17 protein-coding genes and 2 pseudogenes are annotated in these 19,961 nt (G+C 58.2%); 13 read left to right on the plus strand and 6 right to left on the minus strand.

Features of this window, described 5'->3' with window-relative positions:
• Nucleotides 1-57 precede the first annotated feature (57 nt).
• A complete protein-coding gene (locus tag V2I08_RS19040) occupies nucleotides 58-999 on the minus strand; it encodes an LLM class flavin-dependent oxidoreductase (protein WP_349636388.1) in 942 nt (313 codons plus the stop codon).
• A 404-nt stretch (nucleotides 1,000-1,403) separates the two neighbouring features.
• Here V2I08_RS19040 and V2I08_RS19045 point away from each other — a divergent pair, with 404 nt between their 5' ends.
• The 6 genes from V2I08_RS19045 to V2I08_RS19070 all read left to right on the plus strand — a co-directional run bounded on the left by V2I08_RS19045 (nucleotide 1,404) and on the right by V2I08_RS19070 (nucleotide 7,995).
• Nucleotides 1,404-2,126: a GntR family transcriptional regulator gene (locus V2I08_RS19045; RefSeq protein ID WP_349636389.1), complete on the plus strand. Its 723-nt coding sequence runs from the start codon at nucleotides 1,404-1,406 to the stop codon at nucleotides 2,124-2,126.
• On the plus strand, nucleotides 2,123-2,734 hold the full coding sequence (gene cofC / locus V2I08_RS19050; protein WP_349636390.1) for a 2-phospho-L-lactate guanylyltransferase: 612 nt from the start codon (nucleotides 2,123-2,125) through the stop codon (nucleotides 2,732-2,734). The genes V2I08_RS19045 and cofC overlap by 4 nt, the downstream gene beginning before the upstream one ends.
• Nucleotides 2,731-5,070, plus strand: a complete 2,340-nt coding sequence (gene cofH, locus V2I08_RS19055) for a 5-amino-6-(D-ribitylamino)uracil--L-tyrosine 4-hydroxyphenyl transferase CofH (RefSeq protein ID WP_349636391.1) — start codon at nucleotides 2,731-2,733, stop codon at nucleotides 5,068-5,070. Before cofC ends, cofH begins: the two co-directional genes overlap by 4 nt.
• Before the next feature lie 25 nt (nucleotides 5,071-5,095).
• On the plus strand, nucleotides 5,096-6,103 hold the full coding sequence (gene fgd / locus V2I08_RS19060) for a glucose-6-phosphate dehydrogenase (coenzyme-F420) (protein WP_349636392.1): 1,008 nt from the start codon (nucleotides 5,096-5,098) through the stop codon (nucleotides 6,101-6,103).
• Complete coding sequence (gene cofE, locus V2I08_RS19065; RefSeq protein WP_349636393.1) at nucleotides 6,100-6,846, plus strand: coenzyme F420-0:L-glutamate ligase; 747 nt, start codon at nucleotides 6,100-6,102, stop codon at nucleotides 6,844-6,846. The genes fgd and cofE overlap by 4 nt, the downstream gene beginning before the upstream one ends.
• 63 nt (nucleotides 6,847-6,909) lie before the next feature.
• Nucleotides 6,910-7,995, plus strand: coding sequence for an LLM class flavin-dependent oxidoreductase (locus V2I08_RS19070; RefSeq protein WP_349636394.1), 1,086 nt, complete (start codon nucleotides 6,910-6,912; stop codon nucleotides 7,993-7,995).
• A 153-nt stretch (nucleotides 7,996-8,148) separates the two neighbouring features.
• On the opposite strand, the gene V2I08_RS19075 is transcribed toward V2I08_RS19070, so the two are convergent.
• Complete coding sequence (locus tag V2I08_RS19075; RefSeq protein ID WP_349636395.1) at nucleotides 8,149-8,829, minus strand: TetR/AcrR family transcriptional regulator; 681 nt, start codon at nucleotides 8,827-8,829, stop codon at nucleotides 8,149-8,151.
• Nucleotides 8,830-9,089: 260 nt separating this feature from the next.
• Here V2I08_RS19075 and V2I08_RS19080 point away from each other — a divergent pair, with 260 nt between their 5' ends.
• From V2I08_RS19080 to V2I08_RS19100, 5 genes are all read left to right on the plus strand, one after another.
• Nucleotides 9,090-10,166: an acyl-CoA dehydrogenase family protein gene (locus tag V2I08_RS19080; protein ID WP_349636396.1), complete on the plus strand. Its 1,077-nt coding sequence runs from the start codon at nucleotides 9,090-9,092 to the stop codon at nucleotides 10,164-10,166.
• Nucleotides 10,167-10,252: 86 nt separating this feature from the next.
• Nucleotides 10,253-12,400, plus strand: coding sequence for a TonB-dependent receptor (locus V2I08_RS19085; RefSeq protein WP_349636397.1), 2,148 nt, complete (start codon nucleotides 10,253-10,255; stop codon nucleotides 12,398-12,400).
• 71 nt (nucleotides 12,401-12,471) lie between these two features.
• Nucleotides 12,472-13,494, plus strand: coding sequence for a PDR/VanB family oxidoreductase (locus V2I08_RS19090; RefSeq protein WP_349636398.1), 1,023 nt, complete (start codon nucleotides 12,472-12,474; stop codon nucleotides 13,492-13,494).
• 41 nt (nucleotides 13,495-13,535) lie between these two features.
• The gene (locus tag V2I08_RS19095; protein ID WP_349636399.1) at nucleotides 13,536-14,009 is read left to right on the plus strand and encodes a cupin domain-containing protein; all 474 of its coding nucleotides are present in this window, start codon (nucleotides 13,536-13,538) and stop codon (nucleotides 14,007-14,009) included.
• Complete coding sequence (locus V2I08_RS19100) at nucleotides 14,002-14,586, plus strand: carboxymuconolactone decarboxylase family protein (RefSeq protein WP_349636400.1); 585 nt, start codon at nucleotides 14,002-14,004, stop codon at nucleotides 14,584-14,586. The genes V2I08_RS19095 and V2I08_RS19100 overlap by 8 nt, the downstream gene beginning before the upstream one ends.
• Before the next feature lie 230 nt (nucleotides 14,587-14,816).
• On the opposite strand, the gene V2I08_RS19105 is transcribed toward V2I08_RS19100, so the two are convergent.
• Both V2I08_RS19105 and V2I08_RS19110 read right to left on the minus strand, forming a co-directional pair.
• Nucleotides 14,817-15,482 (minus strand): hypothetical protein, encoded by a 666-nt coding sequence (locus V2I08_RS19105; RefSeq protein ID WP_349636401.1) that lies wholly within the window; start codon nucleotides 15,480-15,482, stop codon nucleotides 14,817-14,819.
• 99 nt (nucleotides 15,483-15,581) lie between these two features.
• Nucleotides 15,582-16,832, minus strand: a complete 1,251-nt coding sequence (locus V2I08_RS19110) for a S8 family serine peptidase (protein WP_349636402.1) — start codon at nucleotides 16,830-16,832, stop codon at nucleotides 15,582-15,584.
• A gap of 156 nt (nucleotides 16,833-16,988) precedes the next feature.
• Between V2I08_RS19110 and V2I08_RS19115 the strand changes: the two genes are divergently transcribed.
• Together V2I08_RS19115 and V2I08_RS19120 are read left to right on the plus strand one after the other, a co-directional pair.
• Nucleotides 16,989-17,477 (plus strand): sigma-70 family RNA polymerase sigma factor, encoded by a 489-nt coding sequence (locus V2I08_RS19115; RefSeq protein WP_349636403.1) that lies wholly within the window; start codon nucleotides 16,989-16,991, stop codon nucleotides 17,475-17,477.
• Nucleotides 17,474-18,169: an anti-sigma factor gene (locus V2I08_RS19120; protein WP_349636404.1), complete on the plus strand. Its 696-nt coding sequence runs from the start codon at nucleotides 17,474-17,476 to the stop codon at nucleotides 18,167-18,169. The genes V2I08_RS19115 and V2I08_RS19120 overlap by 4 nt, the downstream gene beginning before the upstream one ends.
• A 420-nt stretch (nucleotides 18,170-18,589) precedes the next feature.
• Here V2I08_RS19120 and V2I08_RS19125 read toward each other — a convergent pair.
• Nucleotides 18,590-19,813: pseudogene (locus tag V2I08_RS19125) on the minus strand (IS701 family transposase); the annotation flags it as partial.
• Between the two features lie 37 nt (nucleotides 19,814-19,850).
• Nucleotides 19,851-19,961 (minus strand): annotated as a pseudogene (locus V2I08_RS19130) (IS5/IS1182 family transposase); the annotation flags it as partial.

A 19,961-nucleotide genomic window follows, 5' to 3' on the forward strand; every position in this document is an offset into this window, starting at 1 on the left:
CGTCCCGTCCACGCCGCCAGTGCCGTCGCCCGCCAATCCAGGCAAACTACGCCGCTGTCATGAATAAGCCGGGTTAGGATCGTCGCCTGAAGCGGCCGCTGCATTTTCATCCGCGCGGGGAACAGCCGCAGCGTCGATAACGCCGCTCTTGGTGACGCTGTCGGCTGGTCCCACACCGGCTTTTGCCAGCCGCGCAAACACGCTCTTGAATACGTCGTTCATGCGCGCCATCGCCGATTCCTTCAGTTCCGTAGCCAATGCCACGGCACCCTCGTGCGTGTCACCGATAAGAACCTGACGACGAATGCCCAGATCGTCAGGGCCGACCTTGATACCGATCTTGTCGGCCTCATCATAATAGCCCGCGAAAGCCTTAGCCGCCGCTTCGACAGACTGATAGCCGGTACAGACCTTATAGTCCCGACGTGCCGCATCTCGACATGATGCCTCGGAATAGATCGTCACCCAGTTGCGGCGCCGCGCTTCCTTACGCGGACGCGGCATAATCGGTACATCTTCATAATTGAAATATTTGCCAGAGAAGGACACCATCCGTTCCTTCGCCGCGGCATCGATGAAATCGAGAATTTCCTGATACATCGGGCGGATGTCTTCCTGCTTGATGTTGACGAACAGGAATTCGGGTGGAACACCGCTGGCAACGCCAATTTCAAGCCGACCGTTGGTGATATAGTCGAGCATGTGCAACTCTTCGGCAAGACGCCAGGGCTGATGGAAGGCAAGAACGTTGCCCATTACGCCCATTTTCAGGCGCTTGGTGCGTCCGGCCAGCAATGCCACAAGCAAATTCGGGCACGGGCTCATCGAATTGATGAAATGATGCTCGCTGTAGAAGACGCCTTCAAAACCGATATCTTCTAAATCGACCATACGTTCGAGATTGAAATCAAATGCGTCTTGAACCAGCGCCTGATCATCATAGTCAGGCAAAGTCCGTCCGGGCACTTGGTTGAAATCGAAATTCCACACCTTGATCATTTCAGCACTCCTGCTCCACATTATGCAAAATTGATATATCAGTTTTGCATAAGGCGCAAGGTTTATATCATAAGCAGCGCAAACGCGGTCCAAGCGGCCATTGTTTTGCGCGACTCCGCTGTCACCCCCGTTTACGCAAGCCGGACCTGTACTGAGAAAGGCCGCCCGGCACTCGCTGCGCTATTTCGAGAGCGTGTCAACACAGCGCGATTTGAAGCAGGAACCCTTACCGCCGCCTGACCGCTCACCCCGGTAAATTCCAACGCGAGGCATGCGTTCGCGGATGCCAGACGACCAGTCCGCCGGAGTGCCGAGGAGCTTGCTGTCAATCGGATATATCACTTTCCACTTTTCAAACCGTACGTCCGGTGCTAATTGTCCGTCAATTACGATGGAGAGGCTCAATGGCTATCAAAGCCGCCGAAAAGCAGAATGCCACGCATAAGATCGCGGCCACCCTGCGGGCCGAAATCCTTTCGGGCGCGATCAGCATCGGTGATCGGATTGCGGGCGAGCATGAATTGATGGCGCGCTATTCTGTTTCGCGCCAGACCGTCCGCGAAGCGTTGCGCGAACTGTCGTCTCAGGGATTAGTCGAATCGCGGCGCGGGCCAGCCGGAGGAGCCTTCGTGGCAGCGCCAGACCTTGCCCGCCTGGGCCAAATGATGACGAGCGCTGGGGCGCATATTTCGGCAGGATCACAATTTGCCCATCGGGACGTTTGCATCGCGATTTTCGAGATTGAGGCCGCCTGTGCGCGCCTGGCAGCAAGAAGACGTGATTCATCCGCGCTGGAGGCGATGCGGCGCGCCCTCGACAATGCCGTCAATGCGCCAAATGAAAGCTGTGCTTTCTTCGATGCCTTCATGTCGTTTAACCGCGCACTCTGGGACGCATCGGGCAATCCTCCACTGGCCTTTGTCATGCAAGCCTTCATGCAGGCATTGCGGAGCAGCATTGGCGCAAGGCGCGACGATAGGGATTTCAGCGAATATCGCGCTTTCTTGTCGCATAACCATGCCGTCATATTCGCGGCTCTCGAAGCCGGGGATGAGGTTGGTGCCGTACGTGCCTTGCAAGACAATATGGCCTTTTGGCTGGCGCATCCGGAAACGGTCGCCAAATGACCGGCAGCATTTCTGTCGTCATTCCGGTCAAGGGCGGCCTGAATGCCAAATCCAGACTTGCCGCCGCGCTGGAACCCTCGGACCGACTGGCCCTCGCCCGCGATATGGCCGTCCATGTCATCACTACCGCACGCGGCTCTATGGCGGGGGAGCGTGTAATCGTGGTTACGGGATGCGTTGAAATGGCAAGTCTTGCTCATGATCTTGGAGCAAGAGTGATCCATGATCCGTTGAACGAAGGGACGGCAGCGGCCTGTCTGCTAGCGATGCCCCTATTGGCGAACGATGAGGCAATCCTGTTCCTCAATGCGGATCTTCCTTTGGTCCAGCCTGAGTCGCTGAATGCCATGATCGGTATCGGCGCGCCGGTAATGATTGCGCCAGACCGGCACCGGGAAGGAACGAATGCGCTGATGGTTTGCCCAAGAACAGGGATACACCCTTCTTTTGGGAGAGGCAGCTTCAGCCGGCATTATATGGCAGCCGCAGATGCTGGCATCATCCCAGTGATCATTAATGACCTCGCCCTCGCCCACGACATTGATGTGGCTGAGGATTTGGTAGCCCGACATGCTGCCGCCACGCTATTGCAAAGGAGGGCGGCATGATCGCTCATATGCCGTACAGCGACAGCGCGCACGATCTGTGCGCGATTAACGACTGGCGTACGATTGCCCCTGCCGCACAAGATCTGCGATATGCAGGGTGGGGATCGCGGATCAGTTATTCGCGCAAGGTCTTCATACCACTCACCAAGCTGTGTCGCGACGTGTGCCATTATTGCACCTTTGCGCAGGCACCACGATCTGTAACCGAACCTTTCTTGTCCATCGAGCAAGCGGTTGCCATCGCGCAGGCGGGGTTGGCTGCGGGATGTAAAGAGGCGCTGTTCACGCTAGGTGACAAACCTGAACTACGCTATCCCGCCGCAGTGCGCGCGCTGGAGATGCTGGGCCACGAGAGCACCATCTCCTATCTCGCCGAAGTCGCAGCCGCCGTCCGGGCCGAGACCGGCCTGCTACCGCACTTCAACCCCGGCGTCCTCACTCGCGAGGACTTTGCCCTGCTGCGGCCGGTCGGGCCTTCAGCGGGGATCATGCTCGAAAGCGCGTCCGACCGTCTGTGCGAGCGCGGTGGGCCGCATTTCGGATCACCCGACAAGCGCCCGGCAGCACGGCTAGAAAGCATCGCCGCCGCTGGGGCGGAATGCGTGCCGCTGACGACCGGCATCCTCATCGGGATCGGTGAAACACGGGCAGAGCGGGTCGACGCGCTGCTCGCAATCCGCTCATTACATGCGGAATATGGCCACATTCAAGAAGTCATTATCCAGAATTTTCGCGCCAAGGCGGACACGCGCATGGCCACGGCTCCAGAACCTTCGCAGGAAGAACTATGCTGGACCATCGCCGCCGCGCGCCTGATCCTGGGTTCGGAAATGAGTATTCAGGCACCGCCCAACCTGTGCCCTGGCGACCCGATCGAACTGATCGAGGCCGGTATCAACGATTGGGGCGGCATTTCTCCGGTGACGCCCGATCATGTCAATCCAGAGGCGGCATGGCCACATCTGGGCGACCTTGCCGCACATACCCGCCGCGCCGGTCATGATCTGGTCGAGCGGTTGACTGTCTATCCCGCCTATGTACAGGCGGCCGACCGCTGGATTGCCCCCGCCCTGCGCGGAGCGGTGATGCGGATGAGCGATGCGGGCGGCTGGGCGAGAACCGGGGGATGGTCCCCCGGCATGGTCGAAGCGATCAATGCTGACGATCTGGCCGACACTATGCCTTCGCTGGTTCCGCAGCCATCTGCACGCCGCACCATTAGCCGTATCGTCGAACGCGCGTTTGCCGGAACAGCACTTGATGAATCCGAGATTGCCACATTGTTCGAGGCGCGTGGTCCAGACTTTGCGCTGGTCACCGAGGCTGCGAATGCGATGCGCCATGATCTGGTTGGCGATACGGTCAGCTATGTCGTCACTCGCAATATAAACTATACCAATATTTGCCTCTATAAATGTGGTTTTTGCGCGTTTTCTAAGGGCAAGACGCACGAGGCTCTGCGCGGTAAACCCTATCTGATCGACGGGGCAGAGATCGGCCGCCGCACGGCCGAAGCCTGGATGCGCGGCGCGACGGAAATATGTATGCAGGGTGGTATCCACCCCTCGTTCGACGGCCAAGTCTATCTTGACGCACTGGCAGCGGCCCGAAAACCCGAGCCACGCATCCACGTTCACGCCTTTTCTCCGCTCGAAGTATCCCACGGTGCGCACACGCTGGGCCTGTCGATCGGCGATTTCCTGCAGGAGATGAAACGGCAAGGGCTTGGTTCGCTTCCCGGCACTGCGGCCGAAATTCTTGACGATGAAGTGCGGGCGCTGATTTGTCCTGACAAGCTGACGACCGACGAATGGCTGGAGGTGATCGCCAGTGCGCATAAAGTCGGGCTCAACACCACCTCAACGATCATGTTCGGTCATACCGAACGCTATGAACATTGGGCACGTCACTTGATGCGCCTGCGCGCGCTCCAAGATCAGACCGGCGGCATCACCGAATTCGTGCCCCTGCCTTTCGTTCATATGGAAGCGCCAATGTATCGAAAGGGACTGGCGCGAAAGGGACCGACCTTGCGTGAGGCGATCCTGATGCACGCGGTCGCCCGACTTGCATTTGGCAAGCTGATACCGAACATCCAGGTATCCTGGGTCAAGCTCGGTCCCGATCAGGCGCGGCGCTGTCTCGATGCCGGGGCCAACGATATGGGCGGTACGCTGATGGATGAATCGATCAGCCGAGCGGCGGGTGCCGAACATGGCCAGGAATTCGATGCCCCGCAAATGGAGGCACTGATCCATAGCGCCGGCCGCACCGCGCGGCAACGCACCACCTTATACGACGACGTTCCCGCCCGCTCGCTGGTCGACGCGGCGTGAACACCGGATTTGCAGGAGACATCGCATGACCCTTACTTTCGGCTACAAGGCTTCGGCTGAACAATTCGCGCCAAAGCCGCTTCTCGATTTCGCGGTTGAGGCCGAAGCTGCGGGTTTCGACAGCGCGTTCATCTCGGATCATTTCCAACCTTGGCGCCATACGGGTGGTCATGCGCCCTTCTCGCTCGCCTGGATGGGCGCGCTTGGTCAGGCGACGCAGCGGCTGGTCATCGGGACGAGTGTTCTCACCCCCACCTTCCGGTACCACCCTTCAATCATTGCCCATGCCTTCGGGTCGCTGGGCGCGATGTTTCCGAGGCGGGTCATTCTGGGCATAGGCACTGGCGAATCGCTGAACGAGACGCCTGCGACCGGCCTTGTCTGGCCAGAGCAACGCGAACGCACCTTGCGTTTCAAGGAAGCCGTCCGCCTGATCCGCACGCTGTGGAGCGAGGACCGGGTGTCGTTCGAAGGGGATTATTACCATACCGAAAATGCAACGATCTATGATCGCCCGGAAACGCCTGTCCCGGTCTATATTGCCGCAGCCGGTCCGATGATGGCCAAATTTGCGGGGCAAGAGGGCGACGGTTTCATTTGCACATCGGGCAAGAAGCCTGAACTCTACACCGAAACGCTCCTGCCCAAGGTGGCCGAAGGCGAAGCGGCAACGGGCAAGTCCACCGGCGACGTTGATCGAATGATCGAGATCAAGCTGAGCTATGATCCCGATCGCCAGCGGGCGCTGGAGGACTGCCGTTTCTGGGGTGCGCTGGCACTTAGCCCCGACGAAAAAATGAACGTCGAGGATCCGCTCGCGATGGAAAAGTTGGCCGACAATCTGCCGATCGAACGCGCGGCCAGCCGTTTCATCGTAACCAATGACCCCGAAGAAGCCGTCGATCGGATTGGCAGCTATGTCGCCTTGGGCTTCCGCCATCTGGTGTTCCACGGTCCAGGGCCAGACCAGTCTCGCTACATCTCGCTGCTGGGCAAGGACATCCTGCCGCGCCTGCAAAAGCGGTTCGGATGAGCAGGCTCAGCCTCACCACTCTGTCCGGCATTCCTGAAATCGCGATCGGCGATAACCTTGGTGCCATTCTGGCAGAGGCAGGGGGGCCGCTGCGCCATGGTGATGTGATCGCCGTTGCACAGAAGATCGTCTCAAAAGCTGAGGGAAGAATAGTCGATCTTTCCGGTATTGAACCATCCGCACAGGCGCTGAAACTAGCAGCGATCAGCGGCAAGCGACCCGAACTGGTCGAACTGATACTCAGGCAATCCGAGGAAGTGGTGCGTTGCACAAGAGATGTGCTGATCGTACGCCACAAACTAGGCTTTGTCGTCGCCAATGCGGCGATCGACCAGTCCAACGTTCAGGGCGAAGATTGCGCGCTGCTGCTGCCCGAAGATCCCGATCGCTCAGCCACGGAGCTTCGTGCAGCACTGCGCGAACGAACTGGAGCCGACGTCGCAGTGCTGATCATCGATTCCTTCGGTCGGGCTTGGCGCGAAGGCGTTTGCGGCATGTGCATCGGCGTAGCCGGATTGACGCCACTGATTGACGAGCGCGGCATGCCCGACCGTTTCGGGAGACCACTACAGGCAACCCAGATCGCCGTGGGCGATGAGCTTGCGGCAGCGGCATCGCTCATGATGGGGCAGGCGGCTGAAGGTACGCCCGCTGTTTTGATCCGCGGTGCCGCCTCACGTTGGCTGGGCGATGGGCGGACATCCGATCTGATCCGGCCAAAGGTGCGCGATCTGTTTCAATAGATGTTGATAAATATTGGCTGTCGAAAAGCGGTGGCCCTTTTTGAAGGTGAGGGAGATATATCAATGCGTTTCTCGATCGTATCCGGGCCCCGGCAACGTGCCGATCTGGGCGAAACCGCCTATCAGGCCCAACGCAATTTCGTCGAAGATGCAATCCTAGCCGAAGAGCTTGGCTTCGATGCGAACTATTTCGGCGAACATCATTTCTGCTTTGCATCGGGCACGTCTTCGCCGCTTACCTTGCTGACCGAGGTTGCAGTACGGACCAAGCGCATCCGTGTCGGCACGTCAGTGATTTGCGCGCCATTCCACAATCCGTTGCGGTTGGCTGAAGACATTGCTGCAGTCGATCTCATTTCCAACGGCCGGTTCGACCTTGGCATCGGGGTTGGCTCGCAATGGGAAGAGTTCCAGACGTTCGGTATAGATCCCAAGGAACGCTTCGGGCGCACTTGGGAGATTATCGACATTATCGAACGGTGCCATGCTGCAAAGGTTGGCGACGTGTTCGACTGGAATGGCAAATATTACAACTTCCCCGGCATCAATTGGACGATGCAGCCCGTTCAGGAAAAGATCCCGATTTTCTGGGGTGGCTTTGGCCCGCAGGGCGTAAAGCGCGCAGCCGAGCGCGGCTATAACCTGATCGCGCCCGACGTCACCGGGACATATCAGCGTATCATGCGCGAACATGGTCGCGACCCCGCCAAGGCGCATATCGGTTTTGCCACTTTGGTAACGATGGGAGACACGTTCGACGATGCGATTGCACCGATGGCCGAACCCTGCACCTGGGTAAGCAATCAATATGCTCTACGTCCCGACCTGGAAGGAAATTTCCCGCCTGAATCGCACCGGATCACGATCGATGAAGTCATTGCTAAGGCAAGGGTCGGCGGCATTTCGGATTTCGCATTCACGCCGCCCGGTCAAAAGCCTGCACCATTCTCTGTCCCGCTGGCCGGCACGGTGAGCCATGTGCGGGACTATTTCTTGAGCCTCGTTCGTGGTGAACGCGGGCTTGTGACACATTTCTGCCTGGGTTTCCGCGAACCAGGCACTCCGACCGAATCCGTCCATAAATCGATGCGGCTGTTTGCATCGGAAATTCTTCCGGCACTGCGAGAGGAAGCAGCCAAACCGCGCTGATCCGACCAACGTCGCGGCTGCGCAATCGCGGCCGCGACGAAGTCCGTTGGGGGTCAGGGCCTCAGCAAGCTGACCCCTGCATAATTTTTGCGCAGGAATGGCCAACGAACTTTACTACAGAGATTCTGATCACTGCCCTCTGACGCAATTCCACTACAAAGCCTTGATTCCACCCAGCACAAAGGGACGGACTGTATCATAGACTTCACGGGCGTCGGGTTCAAATGCGTCCAGACCCGCCACAGCGGCAAAACGACCCGGCATGTAGATCGAGGTCAGCAGAATTTCGATGCTATAAATGAACGCATGGGCAACAGCCATGCGGTCGACGCCGGGCATCGCGGCATGCAAAACATCCAGAAATGCCTTAACGGTACCGCCATAGTAGCGCTCAGTCGCCTGTAAGCCGACCTCGGAATAAGCCATTTTCGACATTAAACGCGCATAGTTGCTCCAGCCTTCATCCTTGCCGCCGACAAGTTCAAGCAAGGGTTCGTTGAATGCGTCGATGATCGCGTCCACAACAGTCTGGTCAACAGCTTTAAGCCGCTCCAGTCGGCGGCTGTTAAGCTCCTCCGCGCGACGGGCAATAACAGCATCGAACAGACTGATTTTGTTAGGATAATGGTGGGTCACCAACCCTATCAGGACGCCGGCTTCATCAGCAATATCGCGTTGGGAAACCGTTTCATAGGAATTTTGGCCGAACAACCGCTCCGCTGCATCGACGATCCTCATGCGTGTCCGCAGCCCCTTTGCCGATCGGCGGGTCGCTTTGGGTGGCTGCGTCGCCGGTTGGGCCTGTGTCGTGCCGGTCGTCTGCGAAGCCGCCATTTGCCTTTGCTCATCCTTTTACTGTTGGTCGCACGCTCCGACATGCAGTTGCGCCGTCCTAAAGCAAGGCGGGGCGGTTCGGCAATCCCGCGCATCCCCATGGCTGGGGGACATTGACAAATACTGGATTAGAGTCCAGCTTAAGGGAATAATTCGAATCTGGACGAGGAGCTTCATTGATGCTGGCCACAAGCCCGTTGGATCCCGTTTCTGCATTGCCGGGGCGGTGCGACAATTGGTGGCTTGATGCAGCCTCTGAAATGGCTCAGGTCGCCGCAGCACAAGCCGAGCAGTCCGAAACAGATCGCCGTATAGCTTTGCCGATCATCGCCAAGATGAAGGAAACCGGACTGCACCGACTGGTGCAACCTGCTGCCTTTGGTGGTGCGGATCGCCCGATCTCCGCCCTTATCGACGCCGTCGAGATTGTCGCTCGCAAATATGGTTCCGCCGCATGGGTTCTGGCTGTCCTTGCTGGCCATTCGCTCGATGTGCGGGAGTTTTCGGCGGAGGCGCAGGATGATGTCTGGGGACATGATCCCGACGCACTGGCTTGCTCGTCCTACACGCCCGTCGGCCAAGTTGAACTGGCCGATGGCGGCTATCGACTGAGCGGGGACTATCCTTTCGCCAGCGGCTGTGAACACGCTCAATGGGCGGTTCTAGGCGGCATGCGACCGCAAGGCGATCCCGCTTTATCATCGCCAAGCCCCGTTTTCAGGCTGCTCGCTCCTTTGGCCGACGCAACTATCATTGACGACTGGCATACTTTGGGACTCCGCGGCACCGGCAGCAAAACCTTACGGTTCAACAATATTTTCGTCCCCCAGCACCGGACTTACACCCCCGGTTCGATCGAGGGGACTGCCGACCCGTTGACTTTGATGATGGCCATGGTCGGCATGGCGCAAGCGGCAGTCGATGCCTTTGCTGAAAGTCTGCGAGGCAAGCCGGGAACAAGAGGACGGGTGCCGCCAGCGGAATCGGAACTGACGCAGATGCTGGTGGGGCAGTCATACGCCGAAGTGGAAGCTGCCGCAGTGCTGGTCAAGGATGCGGCAAGGCGCGCGCTCGATCACTCCAAGACGGCTTTCCCGCTTGAACTTCGTGCGCGCGTTCGGGGCATGAGCGGCCTGATCGCCCGCCTGGCGACCCAAGCGACCGATCGCCTGCAAATTACGAGTGGTGGCCATGGCATCTATGATCGCTCGGCGGTCCAACGCCGGTTTTGCGATGTCCATGCTGCCGCCCAGCATGTGTCGTTCAATCCGGAAATGGCCTTCCGGCAGAGCGGCGTCATGCGGATGGCACCACAGAATTATCGTCCAATGATGTGACCCACGCTTGCGTATAGGACTTTCCTAGCGCCGCGTGTTCAGAACAGAAAATTTAATAAAAACAATAGTACTGGAGGGGAAAACCAATGACGAATAATGCTTTTGTTTGCCGTCTGCTCAAGGGATCTGCAATTTTGGCTGTTGCCACGGCCACGCCGGTCACCGCACAGGAAAATACCCCCGCCGATGATCCACGAATTGATGATATCATCGTCACCGCCCAAAAGCGTTCTGAAAATCTGCAAAATGTTCCGATCGCCGTCAGTGTTGTCAGTGCAAGTACCTTAGCATCCGCTGGCATCGGTGACGTAGCTTCGCTTCCCATGGTGACGCCGTCCCTTACCATTACCACAGCGGGCGGGGGCTATGTGCTGCCGCGCATTCGCGGTGTAGGTCAAGCAGGCGTCACGCTAAGCTTGGAAAACCCGGTCGCAGTCTATGTCGATGGTGTATATTATGCTTCGGCCGCAGGTTCGCTGTTCTCGCTGAACAACATTGCGCAGGTGGCGGTACTGAAAGGGCCCCAGGGTACGCTGTTCGGTCGCAACGCGACGGGTGGTTTGATCCAAGTCACTACGCTCGACCCCTCTCAGGACGCTCGCGTCAGGATAGAGAGCACTGCGGGTAGCCAGGGGCTCTACGGTGGAAGCCTTTATGCTACAGGCGGGCTTTCTGAGAATGTAGCCGCCGACCTTGCCATGGTCTATAATAACCTGTCGCACGGATTTGGTAGGAATTTGTTCAATGGCAAGAGGGTCAATACCGCCGAAGATGTTGCGGTGCGTAGCAAGGTAAAGATAGCGGTTGGGGAAGACACAACCATTACCGCTGGCGGGGACTATTCACTGACCAATGCCACTCGTCCGGCATTTCGTCTCGCCGATGGCACGACCGCATTTAACGGTTCGGTGCCCACTGGCGGAAAATTCGATATTCGATCGGATCTCCAGCCCTATAACCGCACAGAGCAGGCTGGCGCGAACCTCACTGTCGAGCACGATCTCGGCGGCGCGACATTTTCGTCGATTACAGCTTATCGATGGACAACTTTCGAGACTGCAATCGACAATGATGGAACAGCGGCTCCTCGCGCTCATGTCACTGCGGGACAGGTAGAGCGTACGTTCTCGCAGGAATTGCAATTATCATCAGATAGTAGTGGTCCCTTTGTATGGACGACTGGACTTTATTATTTCCGTCTTTCAGGACGTTTTTCGCCATTTGTTAATATAAATAACAATAATGGATTTCCATTATTAGTGATAAATTCGTCGCCTAAGACAAAATCCTATGCAGCCTATGCGCAAGCTACTTATTCCCTGACCGACAAAATCAACCTGACCGGCGGATTGCGATGGACCAAGGAAGAACGCGACATTGAAGGTACCCGCGTTGTGCGTATTGGGCCGAACACCACGGCGACTGTCCCTAGCGCGGCGTCATTAGACACGAGCAAGATGACTTGGAGGCTAGCCCTTGATTATCGTCCCAGTGACGAGTTGCTGGCCTATATTTCCTACAATCGCGGGTTCAAAAGTGGAGGCTTCAACCCCACTGAAATTCCTTATGTGCCCTTCCAGCCTGAGCAGATTGACGCCTATGAAGGTGGGCTAAAGCTTGATCTGTTCGATCGGCGACTCCGGGTCAATCCTGCCATCTTCTATTATGACTATAAGAACCTTCAGTCGCCAGTCTTCTCGAACGGACTACTCATCACTAAAAACGCCGCAAACGCTGAAATTTACGGTATCGATCTGGACATACAGGCGGCACTTTCCAGCAATTTGACACTGACCGGCGGCCTGTCATGGCTCCACGCTCGCTATACCCGCTACGATGGCGCCCAACTGTCCACACCGCTTCCTGCTGGCGGCAATGCGCTCACTCTTCAGGATATGACCAACAAGCGGCTCAACAATACCCCGGACTGGACCGCGAATGTTGGTGCGGAATATGTCGTTCCTATGGGCGATAACAGCCTCACATTTGCCGCCAATTATTCCTATAATGACGGCTTCTTTGCCGATGCCGAAAATCGCTTCCGGCAAAAGTCGTTCAGCGTGGTCAATGCTTCAGCAAAACTCGCAATTGGCGATCAATATTCTTTGACCATGTGGGGTAAGAATATTGGAAACACAGCCTATGCGAGCCAACTCGTTACGACGGCGTTCTCCGACAAGCTTTCGCTTTCTCCGGGCCGCACGATTGGCATCACAGCGGGCATCGAGTTCTGATCAAACCGGCAACTTGATGCGATAAAGGACGAATGCGGCCTTCGCTAAACGGTATATGTGCGGGGCCGCATTTGTTCAATCCCGCCCAATCCGCAGCTTTGCAGTCGATATGGCATGGGCATAGATCAACTATGATTTCCGTAAAGATCACAGACCGGAAGGTTGAAGCTCTCGACATCATTTCGCTGACTCTCGCGTCTTATTCCGACATGCCATTGCCATTATTTACCGCAGGCGCTCATGTAGACGTTGAGGTGAAACCGGGCCTGATCCGGCAATATTCTCTCTGCCCCAACAGCGGTAATGCAAATGATGTCGGCCAATATAAGATCGCAGTCTTGAAAGATGCCACGAGCCGTGGTGGATCGATCGCCCTTCATACAGTGGAAGTCGGACAGACTTTACGCATATCAGCGCCGCGCAATTTGTTTCCGCTCGCGCCCGATGCGAGGCGCAGCATCCTTTTTGCAGGGGGCATCGGCATCACGCCCATCCTGGCTATGGCAGACGCATTATCCAAGCATAATGCTAATTTCACACTCCATTACTGCGCCCGTTCACCCGAACATATGGCCTTCCGAACCCGCCTGAAGGAAGGCAGTTTCGCCGATCGCATATGTTTCCACTACGACGATGGTCCGCAGGATCAGAAACTGGATGTCGAGGCGACAATCGCCGCCGAAGGACCAGATGCCCACATCTATGTCTGTGGGCCATCCGGCTTCATCGATCTGGTCGTCAAGACGGCCTCGGCGCATGGGCTACCGAGCGCACATATTCACCGCGAATATTTCGCTGCCGATCCCGCTTCAACGGCAGCGGGAAGCGGTGCGTTCCAGATCAAGATCGCCTCGTCAGGTCAACTACTCACTGTTCCAGAAGGCAAAACCGCTCTCGATATATTAAGATCGTCCGGCATCGACGTCGTGTCATCCTGCGAACTCGGCGTATGCGGGGCCTGCATCACGGGCGTCCTCGAAGGCGTGCCCGATCATCGCGACATGTGTCTGATGGCAAGTGAGCGGGAGGCGAACACCAGCTTTACGCCTTGCTGTTCGCGCGCGCATTCGACGATGCTGCTACTTGACCTCTAGCGGATCGCATTCAGGCATAGATTGGAAGGGAAAGGCCTATAATGACCATCAATGTTCGCCGCGTGGTGACTGGGCACGATGAAACGGGAAAGGCGATCGTCAATATCGACGATGTCAGCCCACATGTCGTGGTAAACCGGCCCAACATCCGGGTTATCAATTTGTGGTCGAATAGCTATCCCGTTTCCAACACCGACATCGGCGATTGCGCTGAACAGATCAAAGCTACGGTCCTTCCAGGTGGTGCGCTGTTCCGGGTGATCGAATTTCAGCCCGGCGTCGCCCCGCGCATGCATCGCACCGATACGCTCGACTATATCGTGGTCATGTCAGGATCAATCACGATGGAAATGGACGATGCGCTCATCGAGTTGCACGCCGGCGATGTGATGGTCCAGCGCGGCACGGTTCACAACTGGGTGAACAACGGCACCGAATCCTGCGTCTGCGCTTTCGTAATGATGGCGGCCGAACCGATCATCATCAATGGCAAACAGGTCGAAGCCCATGGTTGACGGAAGCAAGGTGCTATCCTCACCCATCAATCCGCTGGCGGGATTTCAGCCGCTGAACGATGCCGATTGGCCGACCGATGTCATGCGCCTGCGCGACGGCTTTGCCGGACAGCTCAATGTCTACCGGGTAATGGCGCACAACCCTGCGCTACTTGCGGCTTGGGAGACGCTGCGTAATCATGTGGTGCGGGAAAACGCTTTGCCGCTCGACCGGCTGGAACTGGTAATCCTTCGCGCTGGCTACCGGGCAAACGCCGAATATGAATGGGCGCATCATGTCGTACGTGGGCGCGCTGCTGGTCTTTCGGACGAACGGATACGCGCTGCCGCGCAGCCACGTCTGGCCGACGATCTCTCCGGCGATCAATTGATGCTGCGTGCGGTGGACGAACTGGTGGACGAAGGCATGCTTTCACCGGCCGCTATTGCCGCGCTGATGGCCGAATTTGGTCAACGTGGCGTACTCGACCTGATCGCTACGGTTGGCATGTACAAGACCTTGGCGTTCATTCTTCTAAGCTTTGCAACGCCGATCGATGACGACATTGGCGAGGCTCTGGCCCACCGGCCGCTTTGATAGGTTGGCGAGCAAAGGCAATGCGTCGTAGCCGACACCTGGAAGATCGCTCATTTTGCGTGCCGTCTGCACCTTTGGAGCGAAAATCAGGGCTAAGCAACGTCGACCGCTAGGCGCGCAATCCAACAAACCATCTGTAAAAAGGATCGGTGATCCTAAGATCACCGATCCTGCCAGTCAGACTATAAGGTATCGGGAGCGGTCTGAAAAATGGTCCGCCCCCGATGAAGTCACTCTTCCGTCTGGCTGGGAGATGCGGAGTTGCTCGACCCAGAGGCCTGCCCATTCCCCGAAAGCTGGCCGGTGACGTTCAGAGCAGCCGCGCCGTTAAGCGCGCTACCAGCATTTCCTACCGATCCTTCCGCACCGTCCGCCGCGTTGTCGGCGGCAAAGCCAGTGTCTTGTATTGCTGCGCCCGCCCGGTTGCGAGCAGTCGACGCCATCGCGTCAGCTCGGCTTTCCGCCGTCCCAGCCACATGGACCGCACGGTCACGCGCCGTTCCGGCCATGTCATCCGCCCGGTTGCGAACGTTGCCGACCGCGTTGGTTACATCGCTGGTACCGAGGGTGTCGGCCGTCAGGCTGCCGCCCGCCGAGCCGCTGGCCGTTCCCGAAGCGCTGCCGCCACGACTTTTGCCTTTGCGAGTCACCGAACCGTTGACGGCACCATCGGCCCGGCCACTGCCCGATCCCCCCGCACTGACACGGCCATTCTCCAGATCGATACCACGGTCCACACCAATGCCGCCCGATCCACCCAATCCACTACCCAACGATCTGCTGGCACCGCCGAGCATCCCGCCAAGGCCACCCCCGCCACCCAGCAACTGAGCCGAAGCAGGCACCGCAGTCAGAGCGGTAATACAGGCGGTAGCAAGAATGAACTTCGCTTTCATCAATCGTCTCCTTGTTCATTGTCGATCCAATGCAAGGAGAACGAGAGGCTGATATGGTTTAATCCCGGCGGCAGGAAAAATCTCACAACTATCTCTAACTCAGTCCATATTTCTACAACTGTCGCAGATGATGCCGCTGCCCCACCCCTGCCCGGATGTGCGCCCCCGTTTGGCTTCCGCCCGCAGAGCGTCGAGGCTGCCGGTCACGAACAGGCGCCCCGCTACCAGCGGCGCGGCAAAGGAGGTTCCGCGCACGCGCCCCTTGCCACCGTCGGTCCGAGCCGCATTCATGTCCGCTCCAGGCGCGGCAAAGTCCACATGCCGTGCCCGACCCGCTTCAGGAAGGAGCCGCCCGCGGCCATCGATGCCGGTGACGGCGACGACCACGGAGTAGGAAGCGGGATAGGCGGGCGGTGCGGCAGGGCCGTCATTGCCGACTGCCGCGACCACTGTCACACCCTTGTCCTTGGCCAGTCGGATCGCGCCGGCGAGCAATGGATTGTCGGGGCCCACCAGGCTTACCGTCACAACGCCCACGCCCCTCGCTGCCATCCATCCCAACGCCCGCGCAATCGCGAAGGCACCTCCACCCGCCGGATCGTCGCCATAGACATCCGCTACCATCAGCGGCGCACCTGGTGCCGCGCCGCGCACTATTCCTGTCCCACTGATCAGGGAGGCAATAGCGGTGCCGTGCGAACTGGCGCGCGGGGCACCTCGCGCAAAGCCGCGCTGCTCGATGGAGCCCATTAATGAGGGATGTCGCGCCACGCCACCGTCGATAAGTCCGGCGGCGCGCGGTTTCACCGATCCATTGCTCGCCAAAGCCGCTGTCGGTACCATGTTTGCAGGACCGCTCGGAAAATAGAGATTGTCCGCGCTCGCTACCGCTTCCGGCGCGATCAAGCGCACCTGTTTGAGCGCGTGCGCCAAGCTGCGCCCCTGCGGCACGGTCAGTCGTATAACAGGAAGATCGATGCCCTCGATAGCCTGACTCTCGATCCCGTAACCCGTCGATCGCAGCGCTTCGATACTGGTCTCTTTCACGCCGGTCAGCAGGATGACCCCGCGCCGCGCCGGTTCGCGCCTGTCATCCAGTTCGATTAAATCACCATGCCGTCGCAGCAGGTCGCCAATATGCGCGGCGCGTACCGACACCAAGCGCTCGGCCAGTCGGTCTGATCGGCCACCAAGGCCCGTTTCGTCTATCGCACCCTCGATCCGATCCAGCACGCCGGGCACTACGCCACCAACCTGGCCCAGCGCTCCAGGCGAAGGCAGCAATTGCGCCTGTGCATCAGGGCCTGCAAACAGCAACCCCGTAATGATCCATGGACTTGCGAACTTCATCTCGACCTCTCTAGCTTCACCGCATGTGCAGGCGAGTTTTTTGATTTTTCTCTTTGAATTCGAGTCATTACAAAAAATTGCAAAAGAAAGCGGTGCTGTCAGGATGAAACGGGCGTTGGCACTCGTTTTATCCCTGAACCGCGAAATGGAGACCGGATGTCTTTCGAAAGCGATCTCTTGGCGATCCTGCCCCGACTGCGACGCTTTGCCGCGACCCTCTCGCGGGATCGAGCCGACGGCGATGACCTTTGTCAGACCGCGCTCGAAAGGGCCCTCAAGGCCCGCCATCAATGGCAGCCGGGGACAAGACTGGACAGTTGGATGTATCGGATTATGCGCAATCTCTGGATAGACGAGGGTCGTGCGCGCCAGCGCGCCGCCCGTACATTCGTCCCCGCCGAAGCTGGCGAGAATGTCGGTCATGCGGGCGATCGCGACGTGGAGGCGCATCTCATGCTGTCGGACGTCGACCGGGCAATGCAGAGCTTGCCTGCAGAGCAGCGCGAAGCGATCGCGCTCGTTCTGGTCGAGGGCCTGTCCTACAAACAAGCCGCCGAGATATTGGGCATACCTATGGGCACGCTTACGTCGCGGCTGGTACGCGGGCGCGGTGCGCTCATCGGAATGCTGGGGGAAGCGGCATGACTGATATTGACGAAGCCATGCTCATCGCCTGGGTCGATGGTGAACTGGATGAAGTCACACGCCGTCGCGTCGAACGGGCCGTGGCGGAAGACCCGGCACTAGCCGAGCGACTGGCCATTCACCACCGTCTGCGGCATCGCCTTTCCGGCCATTATGCGCCGATTGAGGCGGAGCCCGTGCCGCCCACTATGCGCGTACTGTTGGAGCAGGACGAAAAGGTCGTGCCGCTGATGCGCCCCGTAGTGCCTCGCTGGCGGAACTGGATCATAGGCGGTGCTATGGCGGCCAGCCTGATCCTGGGCCTTGGTATCAGCCGATTGGCCACCGGACCTGGAGGACCTGTCGCGGTGAAGGATGGCGTAATCGTCGCACAGGGCGAACTTTCCTCTGCACTTGACACGCAGCTTGCTTCGGCACCAGAGCGCAGGGTGGTTCGCATAGGTCTCAGCTTCCAACGAAAGGGTGGAAGCTGGTGTCGCAGTTTCGAAAGTGCGGTCGTATCGGGCGTCGCATGCCGGGAGGGCAAGCGCTGGCAGGTGCAGCAACTCGTGCCGGGGGCCGGCGAGCGAACGGACTACCGTCAGGCTTCGTCCAATGATGCGAGGGTAATAGCCACGATCGATGCATTGATAGAGGGTTCCCCTGCAGATGCGGCGCAGGAAGCAGCGGCTAAGGCGAGGGGCTGGCAGTGACATCAAACTTCGAGCGGCATCGCAGCGTGCCCAAGGCTTTTGGAGCATGTTTGCGGCAAGGGCCGCCCTGAACCGCGCCGACTTTGCCGGAGCCTCCAACTTCTGAGAAGTTGGAGGCTGTATGAGTATGACAACGAACCCGTTTGTGCCGGAAGCACGCCGACCCGCTGCCCAAGCATGCGCGCGCTGCAACGTCCATCAACCCGCCGCCCCTGCCAAAAGGCGTGGCCGCCCGCCAGCAAAGGAAAAGCCCGATCTCCATCACGGCTGACTCTAGCACTACTTTGGCATTTTATTCTGCACGGGGTTGGCGATGAGGTGCTCACAGTGAGGGCAGCGTAAAGGCTGCGGCTGTATGATAAGATCGAGAATGGCTTGCCTAATGGCTGGCATGCTCGGCTGAGGTGGCGGTCCCCCGACTCTTTTTTTCCGCCCCGCTGCTTTGAGGCGGCGGGATTGCAGGAATGCGTAGGCGATCATTGTCATCAATGCGTGTCGATGTAATCCAACCCATGATCGGCCTTCGAAATGGTCGAGGCCAAGTTCTTCTTTAAGCTGCTGATGTGCTTGTTCACAAATCCATCTAGCCTTGATTGTCGCGGCGAGCATTTTGAGGGTGGCATCAGCGGGTAGATTTGAGACGTAGTATTTTTGTTCGCCGGTCGAACGTCGCTCTCCAACAAGCCAGACCTCATCACCTGGCATGGCCTAGACGCGGTTATCGAGCATGCGATGGCGATGTCCGTCGGCAACCCTTACACGGCGAGCGGCGAACAAGCATGTCAGTCTTCCCTTGGTGCCGCGTCGCCAACTGACCGTTTTCCATTTTTCCTTAGCCAACATGGTGTCGGCTGAGACCGGCTGTTGATCAGGAATGTGGTACTTGCGCTTGTTCCCCATGTTAGCGACCGGAAATATCAGCGCCACCTCAGACGGATATACATTCTGACGCCGCGACAAGCCCACTGCCCAAAGCAGGCCGCGGTCAGTCAATGCCTGGCGAAAGGAGCCGCTGGATCCATAACCGGCGTCGGCCAGCACGCAGCCGAAGCGGGCACCTGCAGCGATGACGCGATCGATCTCCTCAATCGCAATCTCTGGTTTGGTCCGGGCGACCTGACGCTCTTTGGGAACCTGCGCGCGTGCCATCTTCTCGGCATCACTTGTCCAGCTGTCAGGCAGAAAAAGGCGTAGCCCCACCATGACCGGCACTTCCTGGGAAGCCAGCGTTACCGAGACCAGCGACTGACAGTTGGCCGTCTTTCCCAGCGACGAAGCATATTGCGGAGCTACCCCGACGGAATGGGTTCCCTTCTTCGGCAAGGCGGTGTCATCGATGACGAGAAATCCCGCTGCATCGCCCACCAGCCGATCCGCTTCTTGCACCAGCACTTTCTCGAGAGGGGCGCTGTTCCAAACCCCCGCTGCGACAAAATGATGGAGCTGATCATAGCCGATCTCACTCGCCCGTGATGCCATCGGCTGAACGCTCTTACGGTCACCTGGTCCTATCAGACCTGCTATGTAGGCAGGGCACATCCGACGGCGCGTCTTGTGCCCAAGAGCGCTGAGAAACGGCTCAAGCCAGCCCTCTCGATAGCTGGCTCCCCATGAATCAGGGTTTTTGCCTTTTGGGAATCGCAAAAATACAAAACTGCCAAAGTAGTGCTAGAGTCAGGACTCATTGATTAAGCCAGAAGATGAAGGTTTGCGGCGATACAGATGGCGGACATGAAGGTGTGGGTGCATCGATCGTAGCGGGTATGGATGCGTCGCCAGTCCTTTAGCCTAC

The organism is Sphingobium sp. MK2, assembly GCF_040170545.1.
Classification (GTDB): domain Bacteria; phylum Pseudomonadota; class Alphaproteobacteria; order Sphingomonadales; family Sphingomonadaceae; genus Sphingobium.